Origin of the sequence: Cupriavidus sp. 2KB_3, assembly GCF_052115685.1 — a bacterium.
Lineage (GTDB): Bacteria > Pseudomonadota > Gammaproteobacteria > Burkholderiales > Burkholderiaceae > Cupriavidus > Cupriavidus campinensis.
This window is the reverse complement of sequence record NZ_JBFRHD010000019.1, coordinates 1-23,642: the sequence shown is the minus strand read 5'-3', so window position 1 is coordinate 23,642 and position 23,642 is coordinate 1. Positions and strand designations below refer to the sequence as shown.

At 67.0% G+C, this 23,642-nt stretch carries 14 protein-coding genes, 6 tRNA genes and 1 other RNA gene; 8 read left to right on the top strand and 13 right to left on the bottom strand.

From position 1 onward, the window contains the following. Positions 1–3: 3 nt before the first annotated feature. From AB4120_RS19990 to AB4120_RS19980, 3 genes are all read right to left on the bottom strand, one after another. Positions 4–330: a YbaB/EbfC family nucleoid-associated protein gene (locus AB4120_RS19990; protein ID WP_092289733.1), complete on the bottom strand. Its 327-nt coding sequence runs from the start codon at positions 328–330 to the stop codon at positions 4–6. 79 nt (positions 331–409) lie between these two features. Next, positions 410–2,755, bottom strand: coding sequence for a DNA polymerase III subunit gamma/tau (locus AB4120_RS19985; RefSeq protein ID WP_441642735.1), 2,346 nt, complete (start codon positions 2,753–2,755; stop codon positions 410–412). 42 nt (positions 2,756–2,797) lie between these two features. Further along, positions 2,798–5,305, bottom strand: a complete 2,508-nt coding sequence (locus tag AB4120_RS19980; protein WP_441642734.1) for an adenosylcobalamin-dependent ribonucleoside-diphosphate reductase — start codon at positions 5,303–5,305, stop codon at positions 2,798–2,800. Between the two features lie 154 nt (positions 5,306–5,459). Here AB4120_RS19980 and ffs point away from each other — a divergent pair. Continuing rightward, positions 5,460–5,558, top strand: an RNA gene (gene ffs, locus AB4120_RS19975) — signal recognition particle sRNA small type. Positions 5,559–5,711: 153 nt separating this feature from the next. On the opposite strand, the gene AB4120_RS19970 is transcribed toward ffs, so the two are convergent. From AB4120_RS19970 to AB4120_RS19960, 3 genes are all read right to left on the bottom strand, one after another. Further along, positions 5,712–9,272 (bottom strand): UvrD-helicase domain-containing protein, encoded by a 3,561-nt coding sequence (locus tag AB4120_RS19970; RefSeq protein WP_149135695.1) that lies wholly within the window; start codon positions 9,270–9,272, stop codon positions 5,712–5,714. Then, positions 9,269–12,220 carry a PD-(D/E)XK nuclease family protein gene (locus AB4120_RS19965; protein ID WP_441642733.1) on the bottom strand — a complete coding sequence of 984 codons (2,952 nt, stop codon included), beginning with the start codon at positions 12,218–12,220 and terminating at the stop codon, positions 9,269–9,271. The genes AB4120_RS19970 and AB4120_RS19965 overlap by 4 nt, the downstream gene beginning before the upstream one ends. A gap of 138 nt (positions 12,221–12,358) precedes the next feature. After that, a complete protein-coding gene (locus tag AB4120_RS19960; protein ID WP_149135694.1) occupies positions 12,359–12,652 on the bottom strand; it encodes a hypothetical protein in 294 nt (97 codons plus the stop codon). Positions 12,653–13,089: 437 nt separating this feature from the next. Here AB4120_RS19960 and trxA point away from each other — a divergent pair, with 437 nt between their 5' ends. The 6 genes from trxA (at position 13,090) to AB4120_RS19930 (ending at position 19,632) form a co-directional block, all read left to right on the top strand. After that, positions 13,090–13,428 (top strand): thioredoxin TrxA, encoded by a 339-nt coding sequence (trxA, locus tag AB4120_RS19955; protein WP_092289743.1) that lies wholly within the window; start codon positions 13,090–13,092, stop codon positions 13,426–13,428. Between the two features lie 187 nt (positions 13,429–13,615). Beyond that, entirely contained in the window at positions 13,616–14,878 is a 1,263-nt protein-coding gene (gene rho, locus AB4120_RS19950; RefSeq protein ID WP_092289745.1) for a transcription termination factor Rho, read from the top strand. Between the two features lie 100 nt (positions 14,879–14,978). Further along, on the top strand, positions 14,979–15,830 hold the full coding sequence (locus AB4120_RS19945; protein ID WP_441642732.1) for a M90 family metallopeptidase: 852 nt from the start codon (positions 14,979–14,981) through the stop codon (positions 15,828–15,830). A gap of 195 nt (positions 15,831–16,025) precedes the next feature. Continuing rightward, positions 16,026–16,286, top strand: coding sequence for a type B 50S ribosomal protein L31 (locus tag AB4120_RS19940; RefSeq protein ID WP_149135692.1), 261 nt, complete (start codon positions 16,026–16,028; stop codon positions 16,284–16,286). Between the two features lie 133 nt (positions 16,287–16,419). Further along, complete coding sequence (locus AB4120_RS19935; RefSeq protein ID WP_441642731.1) at positions 16,420–18,204, top strand: ArnT family glycosyltransferase; 1,785 nt, start codon at positions 16,420–16,422, stop codon at positions 18,202–18,204. Positions 18,205–18,282: 78 nt separating this feature from the next. After that, complete coding sequence (locus AB4120_RS19930) at positions 18,283–19,632, top strand: MATE family efflux transporter (protein WP_149135690.1); 1,350 nt, start codon at positions 18,283–18,285, stop codon at positions 19,630–19,632. A 78-nt stretch (positions 19,633–19,710) separates the two neighbouring features. Here the strand turns inward: AB4120_RS19930 and AB4120_RS19925 are convergent. The 7 genes from AB4120_RS19925 to gltX all read right to left on the bottom strand — a co-directional run bounded on the left by AB4120_RS19925 (position 19,711) and on the right by gltX (position 22,211). After that, positions 19,711–19,787: transfer RNA gene (locus tag AB4120_RS19925), tRNA-Asp, on the bottom strand. 70 nt (positions 19,788–19,857) lie between these two features. Next, positions 19,858–19,933 (bottom strand) — tRNA-Glu (locus tag AB4120_RS19920). 106 nt (positions 19,934–20,039) lie between these two features. Next, a tRNA-Ala gene (locus AB4120_RS19915) sits at positions 20,040–20,115 on the bottom strand. A 180-nt stretch (positions 20,116–20,295) separates the two neighbouring features. Beyond that, positions 20,296–20,372, bottom strand: a tRNA-Asp gene (locus tag AB4120_RS19910). Between the two features lie 70 nt (positions 20,373–20,442). Then, a tRNA-Glu gene (locus AB4120_RS19905) sits at positions 20,443–20,518 on the bottom strand. 7 nt (positions 20,519–20,525) lie between these two features. Further along, a tRNA-Ala gene (locus AB4120_RS19900) sits at positions 20,526–20,601 on the bottom strand. A gap of 212 nt (positions 20,602–20,813) precedes the next feature. After that, complete coding sequence (gene gltX / locus AB4120_RS19895) at positions 20,814–22,211, bottom strand: glutamate--tRNA ligase (RefSeq protein WP_441642730.1); 1,398 nt, start codon at positions 22,209–22,211, stop codon at positions 20,814–20,816. A gap of 193 nt (positions 22,212–22,404) precedes the next feature. Between gltX and AB4120_RS19890 the strand changes: the two genes are divergently transcribed. After that, positions 22,405–23,355: a patatin-like phospholipase family protein gene (locus AB4120_RS19890; protein ID WP_149135688.1), complete on the top strand. Its 951-nt coding sequence runs from the start codon at positions 22,405–22,407 to the stop codon at positions 23,353–23,355. Positions 23,356–23,642: the final 287 nt, after the last annotated feature.

Below are 23,642 nucleotides of genomic sequence, written 5' to 3'. Positions count from 1 at the left end.
CCATCAGAACGGCAGCTTGAAGCCCGGGGGCAGCGGCAGGCCGGACGTCATCGAGCCCATCTTCTCCTGCGTGGTGGCCTCGGCCTTGCGCACGGCGTCGTTGAACGCGGCGGCCACGAGGTCCTCGAGCAGGTCCTTGTCATCGGCCAGCAGGCTCGGGTCGATGGTCACGCGCTTCACGTCGTTCTTGCAGGTCATCAGCACCTTCACGAGACCGGCGCCGGACTGGCCCTCGACCTCGATCAGGGCCAGCTGCTCCTGCATCTTCTTCATGTTTTCCTGCATCTGCTGGGCTTGCTTCATCAGCCCGGCCAGTTGACCTTTCATCATGGGGATACTCCTGAATCAATGTGTGTGGATGGCGGGGCGGCGCCGGTGATGCTGGTCTGGCCGCCCCGGGAATGGGTTATCAGGCGGCGCGTGGCTGGACGGAGCCGGGCACGATCTGCCCGCCGAACTCGCGCAACAGCCCCTGCACGAACGGATCGCCGTCAATATTGGACTCGGCCTCGCGCTGGCGCTCGGCCCGGGCCGCTGCATCGACGGCAGCCGCCGTGTGCGTCACAGCGCCGATCTCGCACTGCACGCGCACTTCCACGCCAAATTGCTCGACCAGCGCGGCCTGGAGCCGTTCAGCGACATTGTTTTCGGCGATGGCCGCCACCGGCACGCGCAGGTGCAGGGTGCGGCCGACCACGCGGTGCAACTCGCTCTGGAACGCCAGTTGCTGGGCCAGGCCCTTGAGCGGCAGCGTGGCGGCCAGCGTCGGCCAGTCACCGGTGAACACGGGTGGCGTGCCGTCATCGGCGGCGCTCGGCGCCACGGGCGGAATCGCCGGGGCCAGTTGCACGGCCGGCTGGGCCGGCTGGGCAGCGGCCTCAGGTTCCGGCCGGCGCGCTGGCTTGGCCTGCGGCGCGGCGCGACTGGCGCGCGGCGCGGGCTCGAATGAGTCCGACTCGAAGCCGTTGTCGTAGCCGCCGAAGCTCGGGTCATAGCCCGGATCGCTGTCGTACGGGCCGATCACCGGCAAATCGGGGGGCAATTCCTCCCAAGGCGGCACTTCGCTGCTGGCCGGCTTGGCCGCCGGGGCAGCTTGCACGGGTTGCGGCGCCTGGACTGGCTTGGGCGGCTGGGCAGCGGGGGCGCCCGGTGCCTGCCGTGCCGGCGTGGCGGCCGTGGCCGGACGCGCCGCGGCAGGCGGACGCAACGGCTGGGCCGCAGGACGCGGGCTAGGCGCTGCCGCCGCAGCGGGTGCCGACACCGGCCGCGCGCCGCCACGGCCAGCCGTGGCCTGACGAGCAGCCAGCAAGGCGGCCTTGGCGGGCGACATCGCAGCAGTATCGGCCACCGGCGCCGGGGCGGATGGGGCAGATGACGTGGGCGCTTCGGCCCGGATCGGCGTCACCGGCTCGGCAGGGCGAACAACTGGCGCGACGGGCTCGGATCGAACCGGCTCGGCGGCCTGTACCGAAGCGTCTGGCGCAACCGGAGCAGAAACAGCAGCAGGAACCGGAACAGGAACCGGAACGGCTGCCGGCGCCATCGCCACCGGCGCAGCCGCCACACGCGGTGCGGGCGCGGCCGGCGCGGCAGGGCGCGGGCGGGCCGCCTGCTGCTGGCCGCCACCGCCCTGCCCGCCTACCGGCGCCGGGCTGGCAGACGGCCGGAAGGCCAGCATGCGCAGCAGCGTCATGGTGAAGCCGGCGTACTCGTCCGGCGCCAGCGCCAGTTCGTTACGGGCGATATTGGCAATCTGGTAGAACAACTGCACTTCCTGGGCATCGAACACGCCGGCCAGCCGGCGTACTTCGTCAGCCTCAGGCCATTCGTCCTGCACGGACGCCGGCACGGCCTGCGCCAGCGCCACCTTGTGCAGCAACGAGCCCAGATCCTGCAGCGCGCCGGCGAACGACAGGCTGCGGTCTGCCATCGCATCGGCAATCCCGAGCATGGCGGCACCATCCTCGGCGGCCAGCGCGTCGAGCAATTGCACGAGGTAGCTCTGGTCGATGGCGCCGAGCATGCCGCGCACGGCCTCCTCGGAGACCTGCCCGGCGCTATAGGCGATGGCCTGGTCGGTCAGCGACAGCGCGTCGCGCATCGACCCATGGGCCGCCTGGGCCAGCAGCCGCAGCGCGTTGCCGTCATGGCCGATGCCTTCCTGGGCCAGGATATGGTCCAGATGCGAGACGATGTGCCCCGGCGGCATCTGTTTCAGGTTGAATTGCAGGCAGCGCGACAGCACCGTGACCGGAATCTTCTGCGGATCGGTGGTGGCAAGGATGAACTTGACGTGTCCGGGCGGCTCCTCCAGCGTCTTCAGCATCGCGTTGAAGGCGTGGTTGGTCAGCATGTGGACTTCGTCGATCATGTAGACCTTGAAACGGCCCACCGTCGGCGCGTAGACCGCCTTGTCCAGCAGCTGCGCCATTTCGTCCACACCGCGGTTGGACGCCGCGTCCATCTCGATGTAGTCCACGAAACGGCCGCTGTCGATCTCCTGGCAGGCCTTGCACTGGCCGCACGGCTGGGCCGTGATGCCGCCCGCCCCGTCAATGCCGGTGCAGTTGAGGGCCTTGGCCAGGATCCGGGAGAGCGTGGTCTTGCCCACGCCCCGGGTGCCGGTGAACAGGTAGGCGTGATGCAGCCGCTGCTGTTCCAGCGCGTGCGTGAGCGCGCGGACCACGTGCTCCTGGCCCACCAGCGTGGTGAAATCCCGTGGGCGCCATTTGCGCGCTAGAACTTGATAACTCATGGCGGCGATTGTAGCAAAAGGCGCCGCCCTGAATGACGCCGATTAGCCGCATTCCCCCACGTAGCCACAATTGGCGCATTTGGCGCAGCCATCTACCTTGTGCAGGGCGTGGGCGCCACACTCGGGGCACGGCTTACCGGTGCCCACGCCGGGGTTGTGGCCCGCCGGGGCCGACCGCGCCGGGTTGCCGGCCAGCGCCAGGGCCGTCTCGCTGCCCTGCCCGGCCAGCCGGGCCGCCAGCGCCGCCACCGGCACCTGGGCGCCGTCCTCGTCCAGGAAACCGCGCTTGATCAGGATACGCTGGAGCGCGTAGCTGATGGCCGCCACCTCGGAATCATGGAAACGCGGCACCTCGGTGCCGTCCTGGCGCACCAATGCACCATATCGGACCGTTCCCTTGTCCCAGACCACGTTGCGCATGTCCGCCAGCGCCTTGGCCACCGGGCCGCCCGAGCGCGCCACCATCGACAGCAGCCGCATGGTCGAGGTGATCCACTGCTGCCCCTCGGTACGCTGGCCGGCCGGCATGAAGAACTCGAGCGGACGCTCCACCGTCACCGGCTTGCCGTCGATCACGCCCGACACCCGCATGAAGTTCACGGTCAGGTAGACGGTCTTGTGGCCCTCGTAGGTCAGATACTCCACCTTGGAGGTCACGCCTTCCAGGTCGCCGAGCGGCCGGCTGTTGAACGGGCGCGTCAGCGGGTCATCGTCCGGGGCGGCCGTGGAAGCCACGGAGGCCGTGGCGGCCGGCGCCGGAGCGGCGGCGGGGGTCACCGAAAGCACGGCGCCCAGCACGCTGTTGGGCCGGTAGGTCGCCAGCCCCTTCAGGCCGGCCTTCCAGGCCTCCAGGTAGAGGTTGCGGAAGGCCTCGTACGGATAGTCCTCCGGCACGTTCACGGTCTTGCTGATGCTGGTGTCGATATAGGGCTGCACCGCCTCCAGCATGCGCATATGGTCCAGCGCCGACATCTGGAGCGCGGTGACAAAGCTCTCCGGCAGCCGCTCCATATCGGCGCCCATGTGGCGATACAGCCGCCACGCGTGGTCGGCCACCTCGAACGACCGGTAGCTGTTGTCCGGCATCCGCTTGCGGCGGTTGTAGGTCCACGAGAACGCCGGTTCGATGCCGTTCGACGCGTTATCGGCAAATGCCAGCGTGATCGTGCCAGTTGGGGCGATGGAGAGCAGGTGCGAGTTCCGCAGCCCATGCGCCCGGATGGCATCGCGCACGGCGTCGGGCAGCCGGCTCACGAAGCCGCCGGCCAGGTATTGGGTGGCGTCGAACAGCGGGAAGGCGCCCTTCTCGTCGGCCAGTTCCACCGATGCCAGGTAGGCATGGTCGCGCATGGCCTCCGATATCCGCCCGGCCAGCTCGCGGGCGGCATCAGAGTCGTAGCGCAGGCCGAGCATCACCAGCGCGCTCCCCAGCCCCAGGAAGCCCAGGCCGATGCGTCGCTTGGCGCGCGCCTCGGCCTCCTGCTCGGGCAGTGGCCAGAACGTAACGTCCAGCACGTTGTCCAGCATGCGCGTGGACACCCGCACGACCTCGGCGAAGGCCTCGAAGTCGAAAATTGACTCGGCCGTGAACGGCTGGCGCACGAAGCCGGTCAGGTTGATCGACCCGAGGCAGCAGCAGCCATACGATGGCAGCGGCTGCTCCGCGCACGGGTTGGTCGCCTCGATGGTCTCGCAGTAATAGAGATTGTTGTCCGCGTTGATCCGCGACAGGAACAGGATGCCCGGCTCGGCGTGGTCGTACGTGGCCTGCATGACCTGATCCCAGAGCTGGCGGGCCGGCACGCGGCGGTAAACCCAGAGGCCGTCGTCGCGGCGGTAGGCGCCGGCGGCGATCATGTCCATGCCCGGCTCGGCCTCGTGGACCAGTTCCACCTCGCCATCGGCCTCCACGGCCTGCATGAAGGCATCGGTCACGCCGATCGAGATATTGAAGTTGGTGAGGTCGCCCTGGTCCTTGGCGTGGATAAAGCTCTCGATGTCGGGGTGGTCGCAGCGCAGCACGCCCATCTGTGCGCCACGCCGGGCGCCGGCGGACTCTACGGTGGCGCAGGAGGCATCGAATACCTTCATGAACGAGACCGGGCCTGACGCGCGCGAGTGCGTCGCGCGCACCAGCGCCCCGCCGGGGCGGATGGCCGAGAAGTCGTAGCCCACCCCGCCGCCGCGCCGCATGGTCTCGGCCGCCTGGGCCACGGCCGTGTAGATGCTGGGCTTGCCGTCGCGCGCCTCGGAAACCGAGTCGCCCACGGGCTGGACGAAGCAGTTGATCAGTGTGGCCTGGATACCCGTGCCAGCGGCGGAATTGATCCGCCCGGCCGGCACGAAGCCATTCTCCAGCGCCCAGAGGAAGCGCGCGGCCCACATCTCGCGCCGGTCGGCCGGCTCTACCTCGGCCAGCGCGCGCGCCACGCGGGTGCGCACATCGGCAATGGTGCTTTCCTCGCCCTTGGCGTACTTCTCCAGCAGCACTTCGGTGGAGATGTCCTGCGGCGCCAGCGCGCCGCGCAAGATCTGGTCGTTTGCGTTCATGTCCTCGCTCATTCAGATGGAACGATTTTTCCAGTCCGCCATGCTGCCAGCGATCCTCCGGCACACAGCCCGCGTCAGATCAAACTAGCCCGAACAAATCGCATTCCAACTAATTTCGGGACGTCACCGGCCGGTTGCGATACAATGGCGGTCGGACGGGCCTCCTCGCATGGTGGCGCGGTCAACCTGGTCAGGTCGGGAACGAAGCAGCCACAGCCGTTTTCCATCAGTGCCGAGGGTCAGGCTCGTCCCCCATATTCTTTTGCTGCATTCTTTCGCGGCAAGTCCTGGTAACCATTCGCGTTACACGTTACACACTTCCCACGTACTCCGGCAACGCAACAGCCACGGCAACGTCGCCTATTCTGCTCCCATTTTGCGATTGGGGGCATGCGCCCCCAATCGCTCAGAACAACGACCCCTGCTGCATCGACGACAGCGCCGGCACCGACGCGCGCAGGCTGCCCGCGTCGATCCATTCCCCGGCCGCCGTTGCCACGCCGGCCTCGATCCGCTTGCCGGGGAACATCGGCCCTACTGCCGCCACGTAGCGCGCGAGTTGGGCGCCATAGGCGGCATGTTCCTGCGGCAGCAACCTCAGTTTGTAGTCGATCACGACCACGCGGTCGGCGAATTCCACGAGGCGATCGATCCGCAGCAGCCGCCCACGCGCGTCGTACAGTTCCACCTCGTTGCGCGACGATAGCGCCGCTTCGGGGAAAAACAGCGGGCGCAGCGCCGGCGCGGTCAGCATCGCACGCACATCGGCCACGGCCGCTTCGGCCTGGGCCTGCCAGCGTTCGCGCGCCTGCGGCGCCCCGGCGCCGGCCAGCGGGAACCAGCGCATGACCGTGGGCACGTCCGGCAAGACACCGAAGGCTTCCGGATAGCGCGTCACCCGTTCCAGCAAGGCGTGGACCAGTTCGCCATGGGCCGCGGCGGCGGCGTCGAACACCACCGTTTCTTCCTGATCTTCCTCGTCAAACTCGTCGATTTGCAGAACGGGCGCTGCGTCGCGATAGCGCAGGCGGAAGTCCGCGTAACGCACGCGCTCGCTCACCGGCGTCAGGGCCGCATCGCCGGGCGCGGCCTCGGTCTCCGGGTAGCCATCCACCGCCTCGCCCACGCCCGCCGCCGCCAGCCTTACGTACCAGCTACCGGCGATCTCGGCCGCCGCGCCCTCTTTCTCGGCCTTGCTCGCACGGCCCTTCACGCCACTGACCAGCAAACCCTGCTGGGCGCGGGTCATCGCCACATAGAGCAGATTCCAGTTTTCGCGCTCGGCCAGCGCCGCTTCGGCTTCGAACAGGGGCTGGCGGGCCCGGCCGCGCTCGCTGCGCTTGCCGTAAGCCGAGAAATGCCGGGGCACCGGGGACTCCGGCGGCCAATCCACCAGAATGCCGCCACGGTCTGCCGCCGGGTCGCTGTGGTTCGCGTCGAGCAGCACCACAAAGGGCGCCTCGAGCCCCTTGGCGGCGTGAACGGTCAGGATATGCACCGCATCGAGCTGGCTTTCGCCGTCATCTTCCGGCTCCGCCTCGCCGTCCTCCACACCTTCGCCCATACCGCCCTCGTCGGGGCTCTCATCCTCGTCGCCACGTCGAATCTCCTGTAACTCGTCGATAAACTTCGGCAAGCTCGGATAACGGCCACCATCGAGGTCCAGCGACAGCTTCAGGAAGGCGTCGAGATTGGCCAGCACCTGCTCGCGGATGGCGGCCGGCGCGGCCTCGGCGTAGCGCCGGCGCACCTCGCCCGCATCATAGATATGGTCGATCAGGTCATGCACGGGCCGCTGCGGCGCCAGCGCGAGCCAGGCGCGCAGCCGGGCCACGCCGCCGCGCAGCGCGTCGGTACATTCAGGCGGTACGCCCGCCGCGTGGATGCGCGCCCACCAACCGCCCTCGCCTTCCAGGCCGGCCAGCAGCAACAGGTCATCGTCAGTGGCGCCTACCAGCGGGCTCTTGAGCACGTGCGCCAGATCGAGGTCGGACTCCGGCGTCATCAGGAAAGCGAGCAGCGCGGAGATGTCGAGCGCCTCCAGCGTGGCCAGCAGGCCGCCCCGGCGCGGACTCAGGCACGGAATGCCGGCCTCGCGCAGCGCGCGTTCGTAATCGGCCAGATGGGTCTTGCGGCGCACCAGCAGGTGCATGTCCCGCCAGCTGGCAGGCCGCGTGGTATCGCCTTCCCGGACGGGCACGTGGTCGCGCACATGGTGCAGCCAGGCGGCCACGCGCCGGCCTTCCTCGTAGCGCAGCGAATCGCCCTGCCGCGTGCGCGGCTGGGTCAGCGTGTCGCGGTGGGCCGGGGCGTCGGCCGGAACCTCGACTTCCTCCTCAGCCGGTTCCTCGACCAGCGGCAGCAGCCAGACCGGCCCGCCGGGCTCGCGCAGGGCCGTGGTCTGGGTTTCATACAGCGGATAACGACCCTCGGCGCGCGCATGGTCGAACACGGCGTTGACCCAGTCCAGCACCTCGGGACGGTTGCGCCGCGTGCGATTGGTCCGCAGCACGGTGGCGCCGAAATCGGCCTGCAGCATGGCGCTCGCCGCGCCGAACAGGCGGGCGTCGGCGCGACGGAAACGGTAGATCGACTGCTTGGGATCGCCCACCAGGAACACGGTCGGCTTCTCGCCCAGGCCCTGATAGCCGGCCAGCCAGCCTTGCAGGATCCGCCACTGGAGCGGATTGGTGTCCTGGAACTCGTCGAGCAGCAGGTGCTTGTAGCGCGCGTCCAGCCGCACCTGGAGATAGGTGGCGGTCTCCTCGTCGGCCATCAGCCTGGCCGCCAGCCATTCGAGATCCGCGAAATCCATCGCGCGCTGGTCGTTCTTGTAGCGCTGGTAGCGCTCGAGCAAGGCATCGCCAAGCCGGTACAGCGCGAGGTTGATGGCCAGCACGGCGGCCTCGCAGCGGCGCGCGGCAATCTCGTCGAGCCGGGCACAGTGTTCGGCATGGCTGGCTAGCAGATCGTCCACGGCGGACTCGCCGCCCGCGGCCTTGACCAGCGCCGTCGTGCGACGCATCGCCCGCGGCTCCCCCGCCGTCGTGAAGAACGCCGCGCGCAGGCTGTGGAAGGCTTGCGCGGCGGCGTCGCCGGGCGCGCGGCCCGCCTCGCGCCAGGTGCGGATGGCGGTCAGGCCGTCGATCATCCGGGCTGCATGGCCGTGCTCGGTCTTGCCGCCCTGCCCTAGCAGTTTCGCGAGGGCCGCGCAGTCGTCGAGCCATTCGTCCTCGCCGAGCGCCTCTACCAACACGTCCGTCGTGGCATCGTCGCCGAGGTGTTCCGCGAGCATCGCCGCCGGGTCGCCGGCCTCGCGCATCGCAAACCATTCGCTGCGCGCGTGGAACATTCGGTCCAGCAGGCTGCGCGCCTGGAAGTCGCCGATGGCATCGACCAGTTGTTCGTACGATGCGCGCAATTCGGCGTATTGGGGCTGGGCCAGCGCGCGCCAGAACGGCGCCCAGGCTTCACGCTTCATGCGCAGGGCGTCTTCCCGCAGCGACGCACCCGGCACGATGCCGGAGGCCAGCGGCGCGCCGCGCAGCAGCGTGCCGAACCAGCCGTGGAAGGTGTCGATGGCCATGCGCCCGGGCGAGGCGAGCACCTTCGCGTGCAGCCCGCGCGCACGCGGCAGCGCGGCCCGGGCGGCGTCCAGGGTCAGGCCGCGCATGGTCAGCGCGCCCAGCACCTCGGCGTCGGTACCGCTGGCCAGTTGCGACAGCACCTCCAGCAGGCGCTCGCGCATCTCCTCGGCGGCCTTGCGCGTGAAGGTAATGGCCAGAATCTCGTGCGGGGCGGCACCGGCCAGCAGCAAGCGCACCAGCCGCGCTACCAGCAGCCACGTCTTGCCGCTGCCGGCGCACGCCTCCACCACCACCGAGCGGGCGGGGTCGCAGGCGGCGCGCGTGAAATCGGCCTCTTCGATGGGGTGGCCATCGCGAAGGTAGGCGTGGACGTCGGTCATGACTGCAGATCAGGCAAGGCGGTGGATTCCCAGAAGCCCTTGCGGCACAGGCCTCGGGCTTCGCAATAGGTACAGGCGGCGGCGTCGCCAAAGGCCGGCAGCCGGGCGCCGGCGCGCAGGCGGCCCACGTCGTGACGCAGCTGGCGCTCCAGCCACGTGACGGCGGCTGCGAAGTCGGGCAGCTCCACCTCGCGCTGCGCGGCAGCGGCGCTGTCTTTCCCCCCGTGCTTCACGCCTTCCAGCGAGACCCAGCTTCCCGCCACGGCATCGGCGCGCAGCAGGCCGTAGAACGGCAGCTGGCAGTCTTCCTCGGCATCGCCGGCCTTGCGGCGCAGGCGGCTGGCCGGCTGGGTCTTGTAGTCGAGCACCGCGTGCGCGCCATCCGGGCCCTTGTCGAGCCGGTCGATGCGGCCCGCCAGCCGCAGCGGCACGCCGTCCGGCATCGCCACATCCACGCTCACATCGAATTCGCCAGCGCGCCACAGCCAGCCCTCGGCCTCGCGCGCGGCCTGCCAGTCGATATAGGACGGCAGCACCTCCAGCCAGCGGCGGTAGTAGCCGATGGCGTTGCCGTCCTCGGCCATCAGCGCGCCGAACACGGTGTCGGAAATCTGGCGCAGCCGGGCTAGCCGCCGCGCGGTGTCCTGTTCGTCGGCCTCGGCGATTTCGGCATGGTATTGCAGCAGCACGCGGTGTAGCAGATTGCCGATATCGCGCTTCTCGAGGTCGTCGTTCACCGCCTCCAGCCCGGCCAGCCCGAGCATGCGCGCGGCAAAGAACTGGTACGGGCAGCGCCGCAACATGTTGTACGCCTGCGCGCTCCAGCGGGCCGGCACGCGCTCGGGCGCGGACGGCACCGGCATATAGCCGGGCTGGGCGAAGGTGTCATGCAGACGCGGGGCGATGCTGGCCTCGATCGGCGCCCCGGCGCGCGCGCAGCACGCCGACAGCCGCTCGATCCAGCCGGATACATGGTGCGGCTCGCCCCGCCCGCCGAAGCGCTGCCAGGTCATCACCACGTCGTCATTGTTCAATAGCACTTCGGCTAGATCGCGCGCCTGCTGGGCGAAGCGCGCCTCGCGGTCTTCCAGGCCCAGTTCGCGGCGCATCTGGTTCGAAAAGAACATCAGTTCGGCGGCGCTGGACGGCAGTTGCGCATCATCGCAACCAACGATCACCACGCCGTCGAAGCGCCGCATGCGCGCACCGTTCAGCGGCAGGATGGTGATGCGGGACGAACTCTGCGCGGACGGCTCCTTGTACGCCACCGATTCGAGCAAGGCGGAGAGCATCGCGCGGAACTCCTGCTGGCTCAGCGTGGCATGGGCGCCGGTCTCGTCGTCAGGCAGCTCGGCCAGCCGCGCGAGCGCGTCGAGCATCTGCCGGCCGGCATCGTCGGCGGCGAGGGGCGTGCGCATATCGAGGGCGTCCAGCGTGGCATCGAGCCGCGCCAGCCAGACCGTCAGCGGCTTCTGCGCCAGGCCGCGCGGCCACGCGGCGGCCTCATCGGCCAGCGTGGCGATGAGCGCGCGCGCGCCGGCGCGGGTGGCTTGCTGGGCTTCGTCGGCGTCCATCGTCTCGGCATCGACCAACGTGGCGCTGGCGCGCCGCTCGGCAAACAGATGACGCAGGCGCGCCCAGCCGCCGGTGATGGCTTCGCGGCGAATCTGGCGCTCCATCAGCGCGATGGCGCCGCCGCGGTGGGCAAACCCGGGCAGGCAGAACGGGCTTTTGAGCAGGTCGAGCAGCGCGGCGGTGTCGCCATCGCGCGCCAGGACGTCGAACCAGCGCATCAGCGCCGCGGCCGCCCGGGTGGTGGAGAGCTTCCAGCCGGTTTCGTCGCGCACCGGCGCCCCCGCGCGGGCCAGCAGCGCGCGGGCCCGGCGGGCCACCACGCGGTCATGCGCGACCAACGCCACGTGGCGGCGGCCTTCGTTCAGCCATTGCACGAGCTGGTCGGCGGCGGCGGTGGCCTCGTCCTCGAAGCGCGCGCTGCCAACCACGCGGATGCGGGGGCGATGTTCGGGGAGCTGGTCAGGCAACGCCATCGGCGACGGACGGGCCGGAGAATCGCCTGACTCGTCTGACTCGTCTGACTCGTCAGATTCGTCCTCCTCGGCCATGGGTTCGATGCGCCGCGCCTCGGGCCACAGTGCCAGCAGCGTGCCGTACCAGTCAGGCTTGGCCTCGGCATCGTGCGCGCCGCCGGACCAGTCGTAGCCCACTTCGAGCGTCGGCACCTGCTCGCCTGCCTGGGCCAGGAAACGGGCCTCGACGGGCTCGGGCGGCGTCGGGCCGATCCACACCACGGGGCCGGCCACCTGCTGCGCCAGCCGCTGCAAGGCGCGGCGCCGTGCCGGCAGCGGATCGTCCGGGCCGGACAGCATCTGCCAGAACGCCAGTACGATCTGCGCCTCCTGGCCGAGAAATCGTTCCGACAGGTGCGCGTAAGTGCGCTGCAACGCGCCCTGGAGCAGCGCGGCACGATCATCGCCATCGATATCGTCATCGTCGCGGACGGCGGCGTCCTCCAGCCAGCGCGCGCTCAGTTCATCGCTGATCGACAACAGCGTCTGCGCCAGGCCCCAGGCGGCGCCCTCGGTCTGGGCGCCGAAAGCGCGGCGCAGCCAGTCCTGTTCGCGGATGGCCTGCTGCACCGCCAGCAGGCGCGCGGCGTGGCTGCGCACCGGCTTGGGCTCGGCCTCCAGGTCCGGCGGCAGGTCCAGCAGCCAGTGGCCCAGCGTCAGCACGCGCGGCAGCAACCGGGGCGTGCCGGCGGCGCGCGCGGCGGCGTCGAGCGCCAGCCGGACGCCCGGAATCTGCGCGGCCGTGGGCACGACCACATGCGCGCCGGCGGCGGCCGGCCCGCAATGGTCAAGGAAATACCACGTCGCGGTGGCGGCCTGCTCGAGGAAGGCGGGGCCGGGAGAGAACGAAAGCCGGGTCATGGATGGCGCGCCAGGCCACGTGGGGTCAGGCGCAAATGGGGGCACGGGGCCGTGGCGCGCCAGGGCGGCACGGCGTGGTCAGTCAGGGAAATACGATGGCGTTGGCCGGGGCCACCCGGCAGCCCGGGCGGGCGCGGGTCAGTGATCACCGCGCTCCAGCCGCGCGCGCAACTCGCGGGCGGTTTCGAGCAGCCCTTCGTAGCCGGAGCGGGCATGCTCGGGCAGGTCCGGGTCGCCAATCAGCGTGCCGAGCGTCTCCATCACGCTGTAGACCAGCCCGCGGGCCGCGCCCGTGGCGATGCTGTTGGTTTCCACCGCGCTGTTCAGGTGCGCCAGGGCGTCGCTCAGGTGATCCACGTCCGGCGCGCCCGAGGCTGGCGGCGTGTCGGGCAGATCATCGGCGGGATCGGGCTTGCGGGGATCGGCAGTCATGGTCGGTAGCCTTGTGGTGCCTGCAGGGTTGGCATTCCCTGTCATTCTACGCGCGCGGCCGGGCCGTCGGCATGGGGAGGATTCTCAAAGTGCTTCTCAGATCATCCCGAACATCCGGATCTGGGGAATTCCCGGGCCCAAAGATAATCCATTTGAGTACTGGATAACCCGATGCCGATTGAGCGATTCTCTTGCCGTGATTAACACAATGTTGAGCAGGTATTACCGCGCGGGGGCACAATTACACCTGTCCCCGGCCCTGCCGGCACCCCGTTCCGAGGGGGTATTGAAATTCGCCAAGCTGGTAACATATCGGCATCAACGGCACGGCCCGCCCGACCTGCCTGCCTCCGGTGCCATCGCAAACCGATTGCCGGATTCTCGTGTAAGGTAGCGGTCAGCCTTCAACATCAACTGAGCCCCAGAGGTTTCACGCCATGAGCGAACAAATCAAGTATGTGAGCGACGCATCGTTCGACGCCGACGTCCTCCAGTCCGACAAGCCCGTCCTGCTGGACTTCTGGGCCGAGTGGTGCGGTCCGTGCAAGATGATCGCCCCGATCCTGGACGAAGTGGCGCGCGATTTCGGCGACAAGGTACAGATCGCCAAGATCAATGTGGATGAGAACCAGCAGGTGCCGGCCAAGTTCGGCATCCGTGGCATTCCCACGCTGATTCTGTTCAAGGAGGGCAAGGTTGTCGCCCAGAAGGTTGGCGCCCTGTCCAAGTCGGACCTGACCGCGTTCCTGAAGAACAACGTCCCGGCCCTGGCCTGAACCAGACCCCGCGGCCAGCCCGGCATGGCTGGCTGCGGCACTGCATGATCCGGCTTCGCGTGCGCCAGCCCTGGCGCGCCGGCCGGATTGTGCTAAGATGCCACCAACAACTTCCCCGAGCGTTCGCTCATTCTTTCCCCCTTCCCTTTGGTCTCGCCCGTCCGGGCCACTTCTGTACCCCTCGTCTATGCACCTGACAGAACTCAAATCGCTTCACGTGTCTGCGCTTCTCGAAATGGCGGCAACGCTCGAGATCGACAATGCACAGCGGATGCGCAAACAGGAACTGATGTTTGCGATCCTGAAGAAGCGCGCCAAGATGGGCGAAACCATCTACGGAGACGGCACGCTGGAAGTCCTCCCCGACGGCTTCGGCTTCCTCCGCTCGCCGGAAACCTCGTACCTGGCCAGCACGGACGACATCTACATCAGCCCTTCGCAGATCCGCCGCTTCAATCTCCATACCGGCGATTCGATCGAAGGTGAAGTGCGGACCCCGAAGGACGGCGAGCGCTACTTCGCGCTGGTCAAGGTGGACAAGGTCAATGGGCAGGCGCCCGAGGCGGTGAAGAACCGCATCATGTTCGAGAACCTGACGCCGCTGCATCCGAACCGGCCGCTCCAGCTCGAACGTGACATCCGCGCCGAAGAAAACATCACCGGCCGCGTGATCGACATGATCGCCCCGATCGGCCGTGGCCAGCGCGCGCTGCTGGTGGCCTCGCCGAAGTCCGGCAAGACCGTGATGCTCCAGCACATCGCCCACGCCATTGCGAACAACCATCCGGAAGCGGACCTGTTCGTGCTGCTGATCGATGAGCGCCCGGAAGAAGTGACCGAAATGATGCGCTCGGTGCGCGGCGAGGTGGTGGCGTCGACCTTCGACGAACCGGCCATCCGTCACGTGCAGGTGGCCGAAATGGTCATCGAGAAGGCCAAGCGCCTGGTGGAACTGAAGCGCGACGTGGTGATCCTGCTGGACTCCATCACCCGTCTGGCACGCGCTTACAACACCGTGGTGCCGGCCTCCGGCAAGGTGCTGACCGGCGGTGTGGACGCCAACGCGCTGCAACGCCCGAAGCGCTTCTTCGGCGCCGCGCGTAACCTGGAAGAAGGCGGTTCGCTGACCATCATCGCCACCGCGCTGATCGAAACCGGCAGCCGCATGGACGACGTGATCTACGAAGAGTTCAAGGGCACCGGCAACATGGAAGTGCACCTCGAGCGCCGTCTGGCCGAGCGCCGTGTCTACCCGGCTATCAACCTGAACAAGTCGGGCACGCGCCGCGAGGAACTGCTGATCAAGCCGGAAATCCTCCAGAAGATCTGGATCCTGCGCAAGTTCATCTCCGATATGGACGAAGTGCAGGCGATGGAGTTCATCCTCGACAAGATGAAGCCGACGAAGAACAACGCGGAGTTCTTCGACATGATGCGCCGCGGCGGCTGACCCGTCCCGGTAGTGCATCAGGCAGGAAAGGCGTACCCTTGGGTGCGCCTTTTTTGTCTCTGCCAACCGATCCGACGAACCACGCGACCACCCTCCGACCATGTTCGGCAAACTGACCAGCTACCTGCGCTCGCGCTCACGCGCCCGCAAGCTCGAGCACTACGCCATTCCGGACGACCTCTGGACGCATACCGTGGCCGCCCTGCCCTATGTGCAGCGCTACGGCGCCGAGGACCAGGCCGCGCTGCGCGAGCTGGCGACGCTGTTCATCGCCGGAAAGGAATATTCGACCGCGCACGACCTGCCGCTGACCGACGAGATGGTGGTCAGCGTGGCCGTGCAGGCCTGCGTACCAATCCTCAAGCTCGGTATCGAGTGGTATCGCGGCTGGCACGGCATCGTGCTGTATCCGGGAGAATTCCTGATCCGGCGCACCGTGGAGGACGAGATCGGGCTGGTGCACGGCGTGGAGGAAGAAGCGAGCGGCGAGGCGTGGGAGCGTGGCCCAGTCATCCTGTCCTGGCAGGACGTCAGCACGCCCGGCGCGGGGCTCGATTCCGACCACGCGCTGCCGGCGGACACCTACAACGTGGTGATCCACGAATTCGCCCATAAGCTCGACATGCTCGACGGCGAACCCGATGGCGTGCCGCCCTTCTCGCGCGTGCTGCATCCAGGCGTGGATGCCGAACAGTGGGCCGAGGGCTTCCTGAGCCAATACGATGTTTTCGCCGATGCCTGCGAGGCCGTGCCGGACAGCGCGTGGGACCATCCCGAGCGGCTGCCACCCCGGCTGCGCGTGATCGACCCTTACGGCTGCGAGGCGCCGAGCGAGTTCTTCGCGGTGGCGTCCGAAGCATTTTTCGTTGAGCCCGAGGGCCTGCGCCGGCATTGGTCTACGCTATACAAAGCACTGGCCACGTTCTATCGTCAGGATCCGGCCGAAAAATGATGTAAAAGGCACTTATCAGCGACCGGCGAACTGGCTATGACCGCGCGCGGATTGTTGTCCAAGCGCTTGTTTTTCTGGCATAATCCCGGTTTGCCCGTTATCGGCAAGTGGTTCGCTCGTCGCAAGCATTCGTCATCCGATGCACGCACGCGGCAGACATGAGCGGACTGGCTACCCAACCTGAAAGGAAGCACCATGAAAGAAGGCATTCACCCGAATTATCGCGAAGTCCTGTTCCACGACGTGTCGAACGACTTCAAGTTCGTGACCCGCTCGACGATCCAGACCAAGGACACGATCGAACACGAAGGCAAGACCTATCCGCTGGCCAAGATCGAAGTGTCGTCGGAATCGCACCCGTTCTACACCGGCACCCAGAAGATCATGGACACGGCCGGCCGTGTCGAGAAGTTCCGTCAGAAGTTCGGCAGCAAGCTGAGCACGATGAAGAAGTAATCTCGCGGAGCCGCGAGCATGCCGCGCACGAGGGAACAGATGCTCCCACCGCGCGCGACCTGACAAAGAGGCAGCATCGGCTGCCTCTTTGCTTTTGTGCAGCCGATTGTTGCTGCCTTCGATTTCACCGCCGATGAGTCAAGCCAAGACCTCTCCCGTCCACCTGACCGCCGCCGCCACCGGCGCGCTGCCGCGCGCCCTGCTGTTGGCCATCTGCATCATCTATGGGCTGGCCGGCCTGTTCGGCCGCGACCCGTGGAAGAACGAGGATGCCGCGGGCTTCGGCGTGATGTGGCAGCTCGCCACGGGCGGCACGCAGGACTGGCTGATGCCGAACATCGCCGGCCGGCCGTTCAGTGAGGACGGCCCGCTGGTGTTCTGGCTCGGCGGCATCATGATCCGACTGTTTGGCGGCTGGCTCGGCGCGCCGGACGCGTCGCGGCTGGCCACGGCGCTGTTCTACTTCGGCACCTGCGCCTTCATCTGGTATTCCACCTATTTGCTCGGCCGGCGCGACGAAGTGCAACCGTTCGCGTTCGCCTTCGGCGGCCAGCCCGATGCGCGGTCCTATGGCCGCGCGCTGGCCGATGGCGCGCTGCTGCTGTTCCTGGCATGCGTGGGCCTGGCGATGCGTGGGCACGAGACCACGGCGCAGGTCGGCCAGGTCTGCTTTATCGCCTTCATGCTGTACGGGCTGGTGCGCAGCCTGGACAAGCCCGTGCAGGGCAGCCTCTGGTACGGCGTGGGGCTGGGCGCGCTGTGCCTTTCCAGCGGGCCGATCCTGGCCGCCGCGTTGCTGGTCGCCACAGCCCTGGCCGTGGTGGCCTGCCGCCCGCTGCCCGCGAAGTGGCTGACGGCGATTGGCCTGCCGCTGGCGCTGGCCATCGTCGCGGTGTGGATGGGTGTGGTGTATCTGGGCGCGGCAGACCGCGACGAGGCTGTCACCTTCATCCGCGAGTGGGCCCGCTACGACCGTCGCACCTATGGCGGGCCGTCGCTGGCCGCGGCCGGCTTCATCGGACGAAATCTGTTCCTGTTCGCGTGGCCGGTCTGGCCGGTGGCCGTTTGGGCGTGGCTGTCGTGGCGGGGCATGCGGCGCGCGGCCCACGTGGCCCTGCCGCTGTCGATGCTGACGGCACTGCTCCTGCTGCTGGTGCTGCAGCGCAGCCCCGGCGACGTGCAGTTCATCCTGCTGCTGCCGCCGATGGCCGTACTTGCCGCGTTCGCGCTGCCCACGCTGGCGCGCGGCGTGATCAATGCGATCGACTGGTTCGCCCTGCTGTTCTTCACGATCTTCTGCGGCTTCCTGTGGTTCATGTGGATCGCCCGCACGACCGGTTTCCCGCCCAAGATCGCCAACAACGTGTACCGGCTGATTCCGGGCTTCCAGCACTCGTTCACCTGGAGCGCGGTGGTCATCGCGCTGGCGGTGACGCTGGCCTGGGTGCTGGTGGTGCGCTGGCGCCTGTCGCGCGCGCCCAAGCAAATCTGGCGCCCGGTGGTGATCTCGGCCGCCGGCACGACGCTGATGTGGGTGATGGCCATGACGCTGTGGCTGCCTGCCATCAACTACGCCAAGACCTATCGCGATGTGGCGCAGGCCGCCTCGATGGCGCTGCCGTCGACCTACACTTGCGTGCAGCCGATCCGCATGGGTAATGCGCAACTGGCGTCGTTCTCGTATTACGGACATATCCGCTTTGGCGGCCCCGATGACGGCTGCGACGTGCTGCTGCGCCACGACCAGGTGGACTACGGCCCGCCCGGCAACATTTCGCACTTCGAATGGCGGCTGGTCTGGGAAGGCCGCCGGCCTGCGGACCGGGACGAGCGCTTCCGCATGTACCGGCTGGTTGATGTCGGCCGCGCTGCGCCGCCCCGGCCCACGCTGCCGCGCCGCCTGCCGCGCCAGCCGTAACCCCCGCGCCGGACGCCCCTCGCCCCCACGCGCCGGACTCACGATGGAGCCGGCGCGCCACGCTTTCCGACAAGAACAATGAGCAGCGCGCTGCAAGACATTCGCCGCATCCTCCACCTCGCCGCGCCCGTCCTGGTCGGACAACTCGCCGTGGTGGCCTTCGGCGTCATCGATACGGTGATGGCCGGGCGCGCCTCCGCCACCGACCTCGCCGCCGTGGGCCTGGGCGGCTCCATCTACATCACCATCTATATCAGCCTGATGGGCGTGCTCCAGGCGTTGGCGCCCATCGCCGGCCAACTCTATGGCGCGGGTCGCACCGCCGAGATCGGCAGCGAAGTGCGCCAGGCCGCGTGGCTGGGCGTGGCGCTGGCCGTGCCGGGCATGCTGTTGCTGCTGTTCCCCGGGCCGCTGCTCACGTTTGCCAAGGCGCCGCCCGAGCTGGTCGAGAAGGCCTCGCACTATCTTCATATCGTGGCGTTCGGCCTGCCGGCTGCGCTAGGCTTCCGCATTTACATGGCGCTGAACAACGCGCTGTCGCGGCCGATCATGGTGACGGTGCTCCAGATCGCCGGGTTGGCAATGAAGGTGCCGCTCAACGCGTGGTTCATCCATGGGGGACTGGGGCTGGCGCCGATGGGCGGCCCGGGCTGCGCGCTGGCCTCCACGCTGATCAGTTGGACCTGGTGCATCGCCGGCCTGATGATCCTGCGTACCGGCACCGCCTACAGGCCGCTGGCGCTCTTTGCCGGCTGGGAATGGCCAAGCTGGAGCAAGATCCGCCCGCTGCTGCGGCTGGGCGTGCCGATGGGGCTGACCTATCTGATCGAGATCACCTCGTTCACGTTGATGTCGATCTTCATCACGCGGCTGGGCACCGAGACGCTGGCGGGGCATCAGATCATCGCCAATCTGAGCGCGGTGGCATACATGATGCCGCTCTCGCTGGCGATTGCCACGTCCACGCTGGTGGCGCAATCGATCGGCGCGCGTGACCTGTCGGGGGCGCGCAGACTGGCGTGGCGCGGCATCCGCTTCGGGGCCGGGCTGGCACTGCTGACGGGCGCCCTGCTGTGGATGCTCCGCGAGCCGCTGCTGCAGGCGTATGCCAAGGACCCGACCGTCGTGGCCAAGGCACTGCCGTTGATGCTGTTCGTGGCGTTCTATCAGGCGTTCGATTCGGTTCAGGTCATGACCGCCTTCATTCTGCGCGCGTACAAGATCGCCCTGATTCCGACGTTGATCTACGCCGGATCGCTGTGGGGCGTGGGGCTGGGTAGCGGGTATGTGATGGGATTCGGCCTGATCGACGCACTGCCCGCGTGGACTCGCGGCGCCGCCGGTTTCTGGTTTGGCAACAGTATCAGCCTGGCCGTGGCCGGCACGCTGCTGGTGCGGTATTTCATGCGGGTGAGCAAACCCGCATGATTTTCAGGCGGGCCACGCGTTGAAATGACCGAATCGACGGACAAAAAAAATGCCTGCTTGCGCAGGCACTTTTAATATTGGCGGAGCGGACGGGACTCGAACCCGCGACCCCCGGCGTGACAGGCCGGTATTCTAACCAACTGAACTACCGCTCCGTGTTGGTGTGCCGAGCGAAGCCAATGCTTCGGACGACTAGCCGGACGTTTGATTACGCCCTGCTTTTTTTGGCGTCCCCTAGGGGATTCGAACCCCTGTACTCACCGTGAAAGGGTGATGTCCTAGGCCTCTAGACGAAGGGGACAGAAACTTGTTGCAACGTTTCCGTCTGCGCTGCGAAGTCGGCAATCATAACAGACTTTTCAGCGACCGAGGCACCTTTTTTTGCTGGGCGGGTGCCTTGAAATTCTTGGTGGAGCTAAGCGGGATCGAACCGCTGACCTCTTGCATGCCATGCAAGCGCTCTCCCAGCTGAGCTATAGCCCCGTGGTACTTCAGTACTGCATAATCGCGTTTCAGCGAAACCGCGATTATATTACGATTTTCTTTCGAAGCGCAACTGCCGCGTGGCATTTGCTTTCGTTGAAAACCGCGAGGCGATTATCAGATAATCAACCTCTCACCCAAAGAAAAACCCGCTTGGTTTTACCCAAGCGGGCTCAGTTTTGGCGGAGCGGACGGGACTCGAACCCGCGACCCCCGGCGTGACAGGCCGGTATTCTAACCAACTGAACTACCGCTCCGTGTTGGTGTACCGCTCGAAGCTAATGCTTCGGACGACTAGCCGGACGTTTGATTACGCCCTGCTTTTTTTGGCGTCCCCTAGGGGATTCGAACCCCTGTACTCACCGTGAAAGGGTGATGTCCTAGGCCTCTAGACGAAGGGGACAGAAACTTGGTGGAGCTAAGCGGGATCGAACCGCTGACCTCTTGCATGCCATGCAAGCGCTCTCCCAGCTGAGCTATAGCCCCAATGTTACTGTCATTTACTGCTTCTTACAGTCGCGGGATTTACTACGTTTCCGGCGAAGCCGAGATTATATAGCAATCCAACCGCTTTGCAAGTCCCTTTTTTCGGCCTTTCAGCTGATCCGCGCGGTTTTTGCCGCGCAGCAGGGAGAAGGAGATTATGCTGAAATCCCGGCCCGAGCGCAAGCCCCTGCCGAGATTTTTCCGCACTTTTCTCAGGCGGCTGCCAGACGGCGCAGCACCGTGTCGCGGCCGAACAGCTCCAGCACTGCGTCAATGCTCGGCGTCTGCAACTGCCCCGCCACCAGCAGGCGCACCGGCATGGCCAGCTTCGGCATCTTCAGGCCGAACTCGCCCAGCACGGCTTTGAAGGTGGCGTTGATGGCCTCGCGCTTCCACTCCGGCAGTGCAGCCAGTTGCGTGGCCAGCGCCTGCAGCGCCGGGCGGATCTCGTCGGTCAGGTGCTCGGCGCGCAGCGCGGCGTCCGGCTGCGGCTCGCCACGATAAAACAGCATCGCGGTCTGAGCCACTTCCTTCAGCGTATTGGCGCGGTCCTTGACCAGCGCAATCACGTCGACCAGGCTCGCGCCTTCCACCTTGCCGCCCAGTGCTTCGATGAACGGACGCGTCAGTTCGGCCAGACGGGCGTTGTCGCCGACCTTGATGTAGTGGTTGTTGAGCCAGGCCAGCTTTTCCGGGTTGTATTGCGCCGGCGACTTGCCCAGATGCTCAAGATCGAACCATTCGATGAACTGCTCGCGCGAGAAGATCTCGGCATCGCCATGCGCCCAGCCCAACCGCGCGAGGTAGTTCAGCACCGCCTCGGGCAGGTAACCTTCGTCGCGGTAGCCAGTCACGGGCATTGCGCCATGGCGCTTGCTCATCTTCTCGCCCTGCTCGTTCAGCACGGTCGGCAGGTGCGCGTAGACCGGCACGTGGCCCCCCATCGCACGAATGATGTTGATCTGGCGCGGCGTGTTATTGACGTGATCGTCGCCGCGGATCACGTGGGTGATCTTCATGTCGAGGTCATCCACCACGACGCAGAAGTTGTACGTGGGCGTGCCGTCGGGGCGGGCGATCACCAGGTCGTCCAGCTCGTCGTTCGAGATCTCGATGCGGCCCTTCACGGCGTCTTCCCAGGCCACGCTGCCGCCGATCGGATTCTTGAAGCGCACCACGGGCTGCACGCCGGCCGGCGGCTCGGGCAGGACCTTGCCCGGCTCGGGGCGCCAGAAGCCGTTGTAGCGCGGCTTCTCGCCGGCGGCGCGCTGGGCCTCGCGCAGCGCGTCGAGTTCCTCGGTGCTCATGTAGCAGTGGTACGCGAGGTCGCTCTCCAGCATCTGCTGCACCACCGCGCGATAGCGGTCCATGCGCTGCATCTGATAGAACGGACCTTCGTCGATATCCATGTCGAGCCAGGCCATAGACTCCAGGATCACGTCGACCGCCTCCTGGGACGACCGCTCGACATCGGTATCCTCGATGCGCAGGATGAAATCGCCCTGCATGCGGCGGGCGAAGGCCCAGGGATAGAGCGCGGAGCGGATGTTGCCGAGGTGGATGAACCCGGTCGGGCTCGGCGCGAAGCGGGTGCGGACGCGTTGTGTCATGGCGGAGGGAAACAAAAAGGCCCGCGCACGGCGGCGCGCAGGCCAGATTCGAGGAATGGCGCATTATACGCCCTGCCCGCCGCCGCTTTTTCGCTACGCGCTGGCAGGAATCATTTATCCTGCCAGCGGTCTGAAGCCACGGACGCCACTGCGCACGGCGCCGGCATCACTTCCCGTAGATTTCCGTTCCTCGATGAAACGACGCCATTTCCTGGGCGCCTCCGCGGCGATGCTGCTGGCGGCCTGCTCTACCGGCCCGAAGCCGACCCCCACTCTGCCGAGCCAGCCCGTCGTCACCCCGCCGGTGGCCACGCTGCCACCACGCCCGGTACGCATCGGCCTGGCGCTGGGCGGCGGTGCCGCGCGCGGCTTTGCACATATTGGCGTGATCAAGGCGCTGGAGGCGCAGGGCATCCATGCCGATATCGTCACGGGTACCAGCGCCGGGTCGGTGGTGGCCGCGCTTTATGCATCCGGCATGGATGGCTTCACGCTGAACAAGCTCGCCCTGACCATGGACGAAGCGGCAATCGCCGACTGGGCGCTGCCGTTCGGCACCAAGTTCGGCGGCTGGCTCAAGGGCGAGGCGCTCCAGAACTACGTGAACCGGCTGGTCAAGCAGCGCCCCATCGAACAAATGAAGCTGCCGCTGGGCATCGTCGCCACCGATCTCAAGACCGGCGAGCGGATCCTGTTCCGGCGCGGCAATACGGGCCAGGCCGTGCGCGCATCCAGCAGCGTGCCGGGCGTGTTCCAGCCGGTGTCGATCCAGGGTCATGACTATGTCGATGGCGGCTTGGTGGAACCGGTGCCGGTGGATGCGGCGCGCGAGATGGGCGCGGAGTTCGTCATCGCGGTGAATATCTCGGCCGATCCGTCGAGCCAGAAGAATGGCGGCCAGAGCGGCGTGCTGCTGCAAACCACGGCCATCATGGGTCAGTCGATCAACAAGATGGCGCTGGCGCGTGCGGACATAGTGATCCGCCCCGACCTGCCCGACATGAGCGGCAGCGATTTCACAGCGCGCAACCGCGCGATCCTGGCCGGCGAGCAAGCTACGGCGGCGGTGCTGGCAAGTCTGCGCGACAAGTTGGCCCTCGCCCGTACGCGCCCGCTTCCGACCGGGACCGTTGCCACCCAATAGTGGGGTAAATCGACAATCCTTGTCACGACATCGACTCGCTTGATGACAATTCGTGTCACCTCACATGACGGAACATGTGACCCTTTAGTGGGGTATTTGTCTTATTTGTATTGTCTAGCCCGATAAAAAAGGACTGCCGAGTGAACTGCACCCCAAAAGTTGGACACCCGTTCAACCTTTGGGGTGTTTTTCATGGCGAAGTACAACGAGGCGTTCAAGCGCCAGGTGGTTCAGGAATATTTGTCCGGGGGAGTTGGGACTGGGACACTGAGCCGGAAGCACGGAAT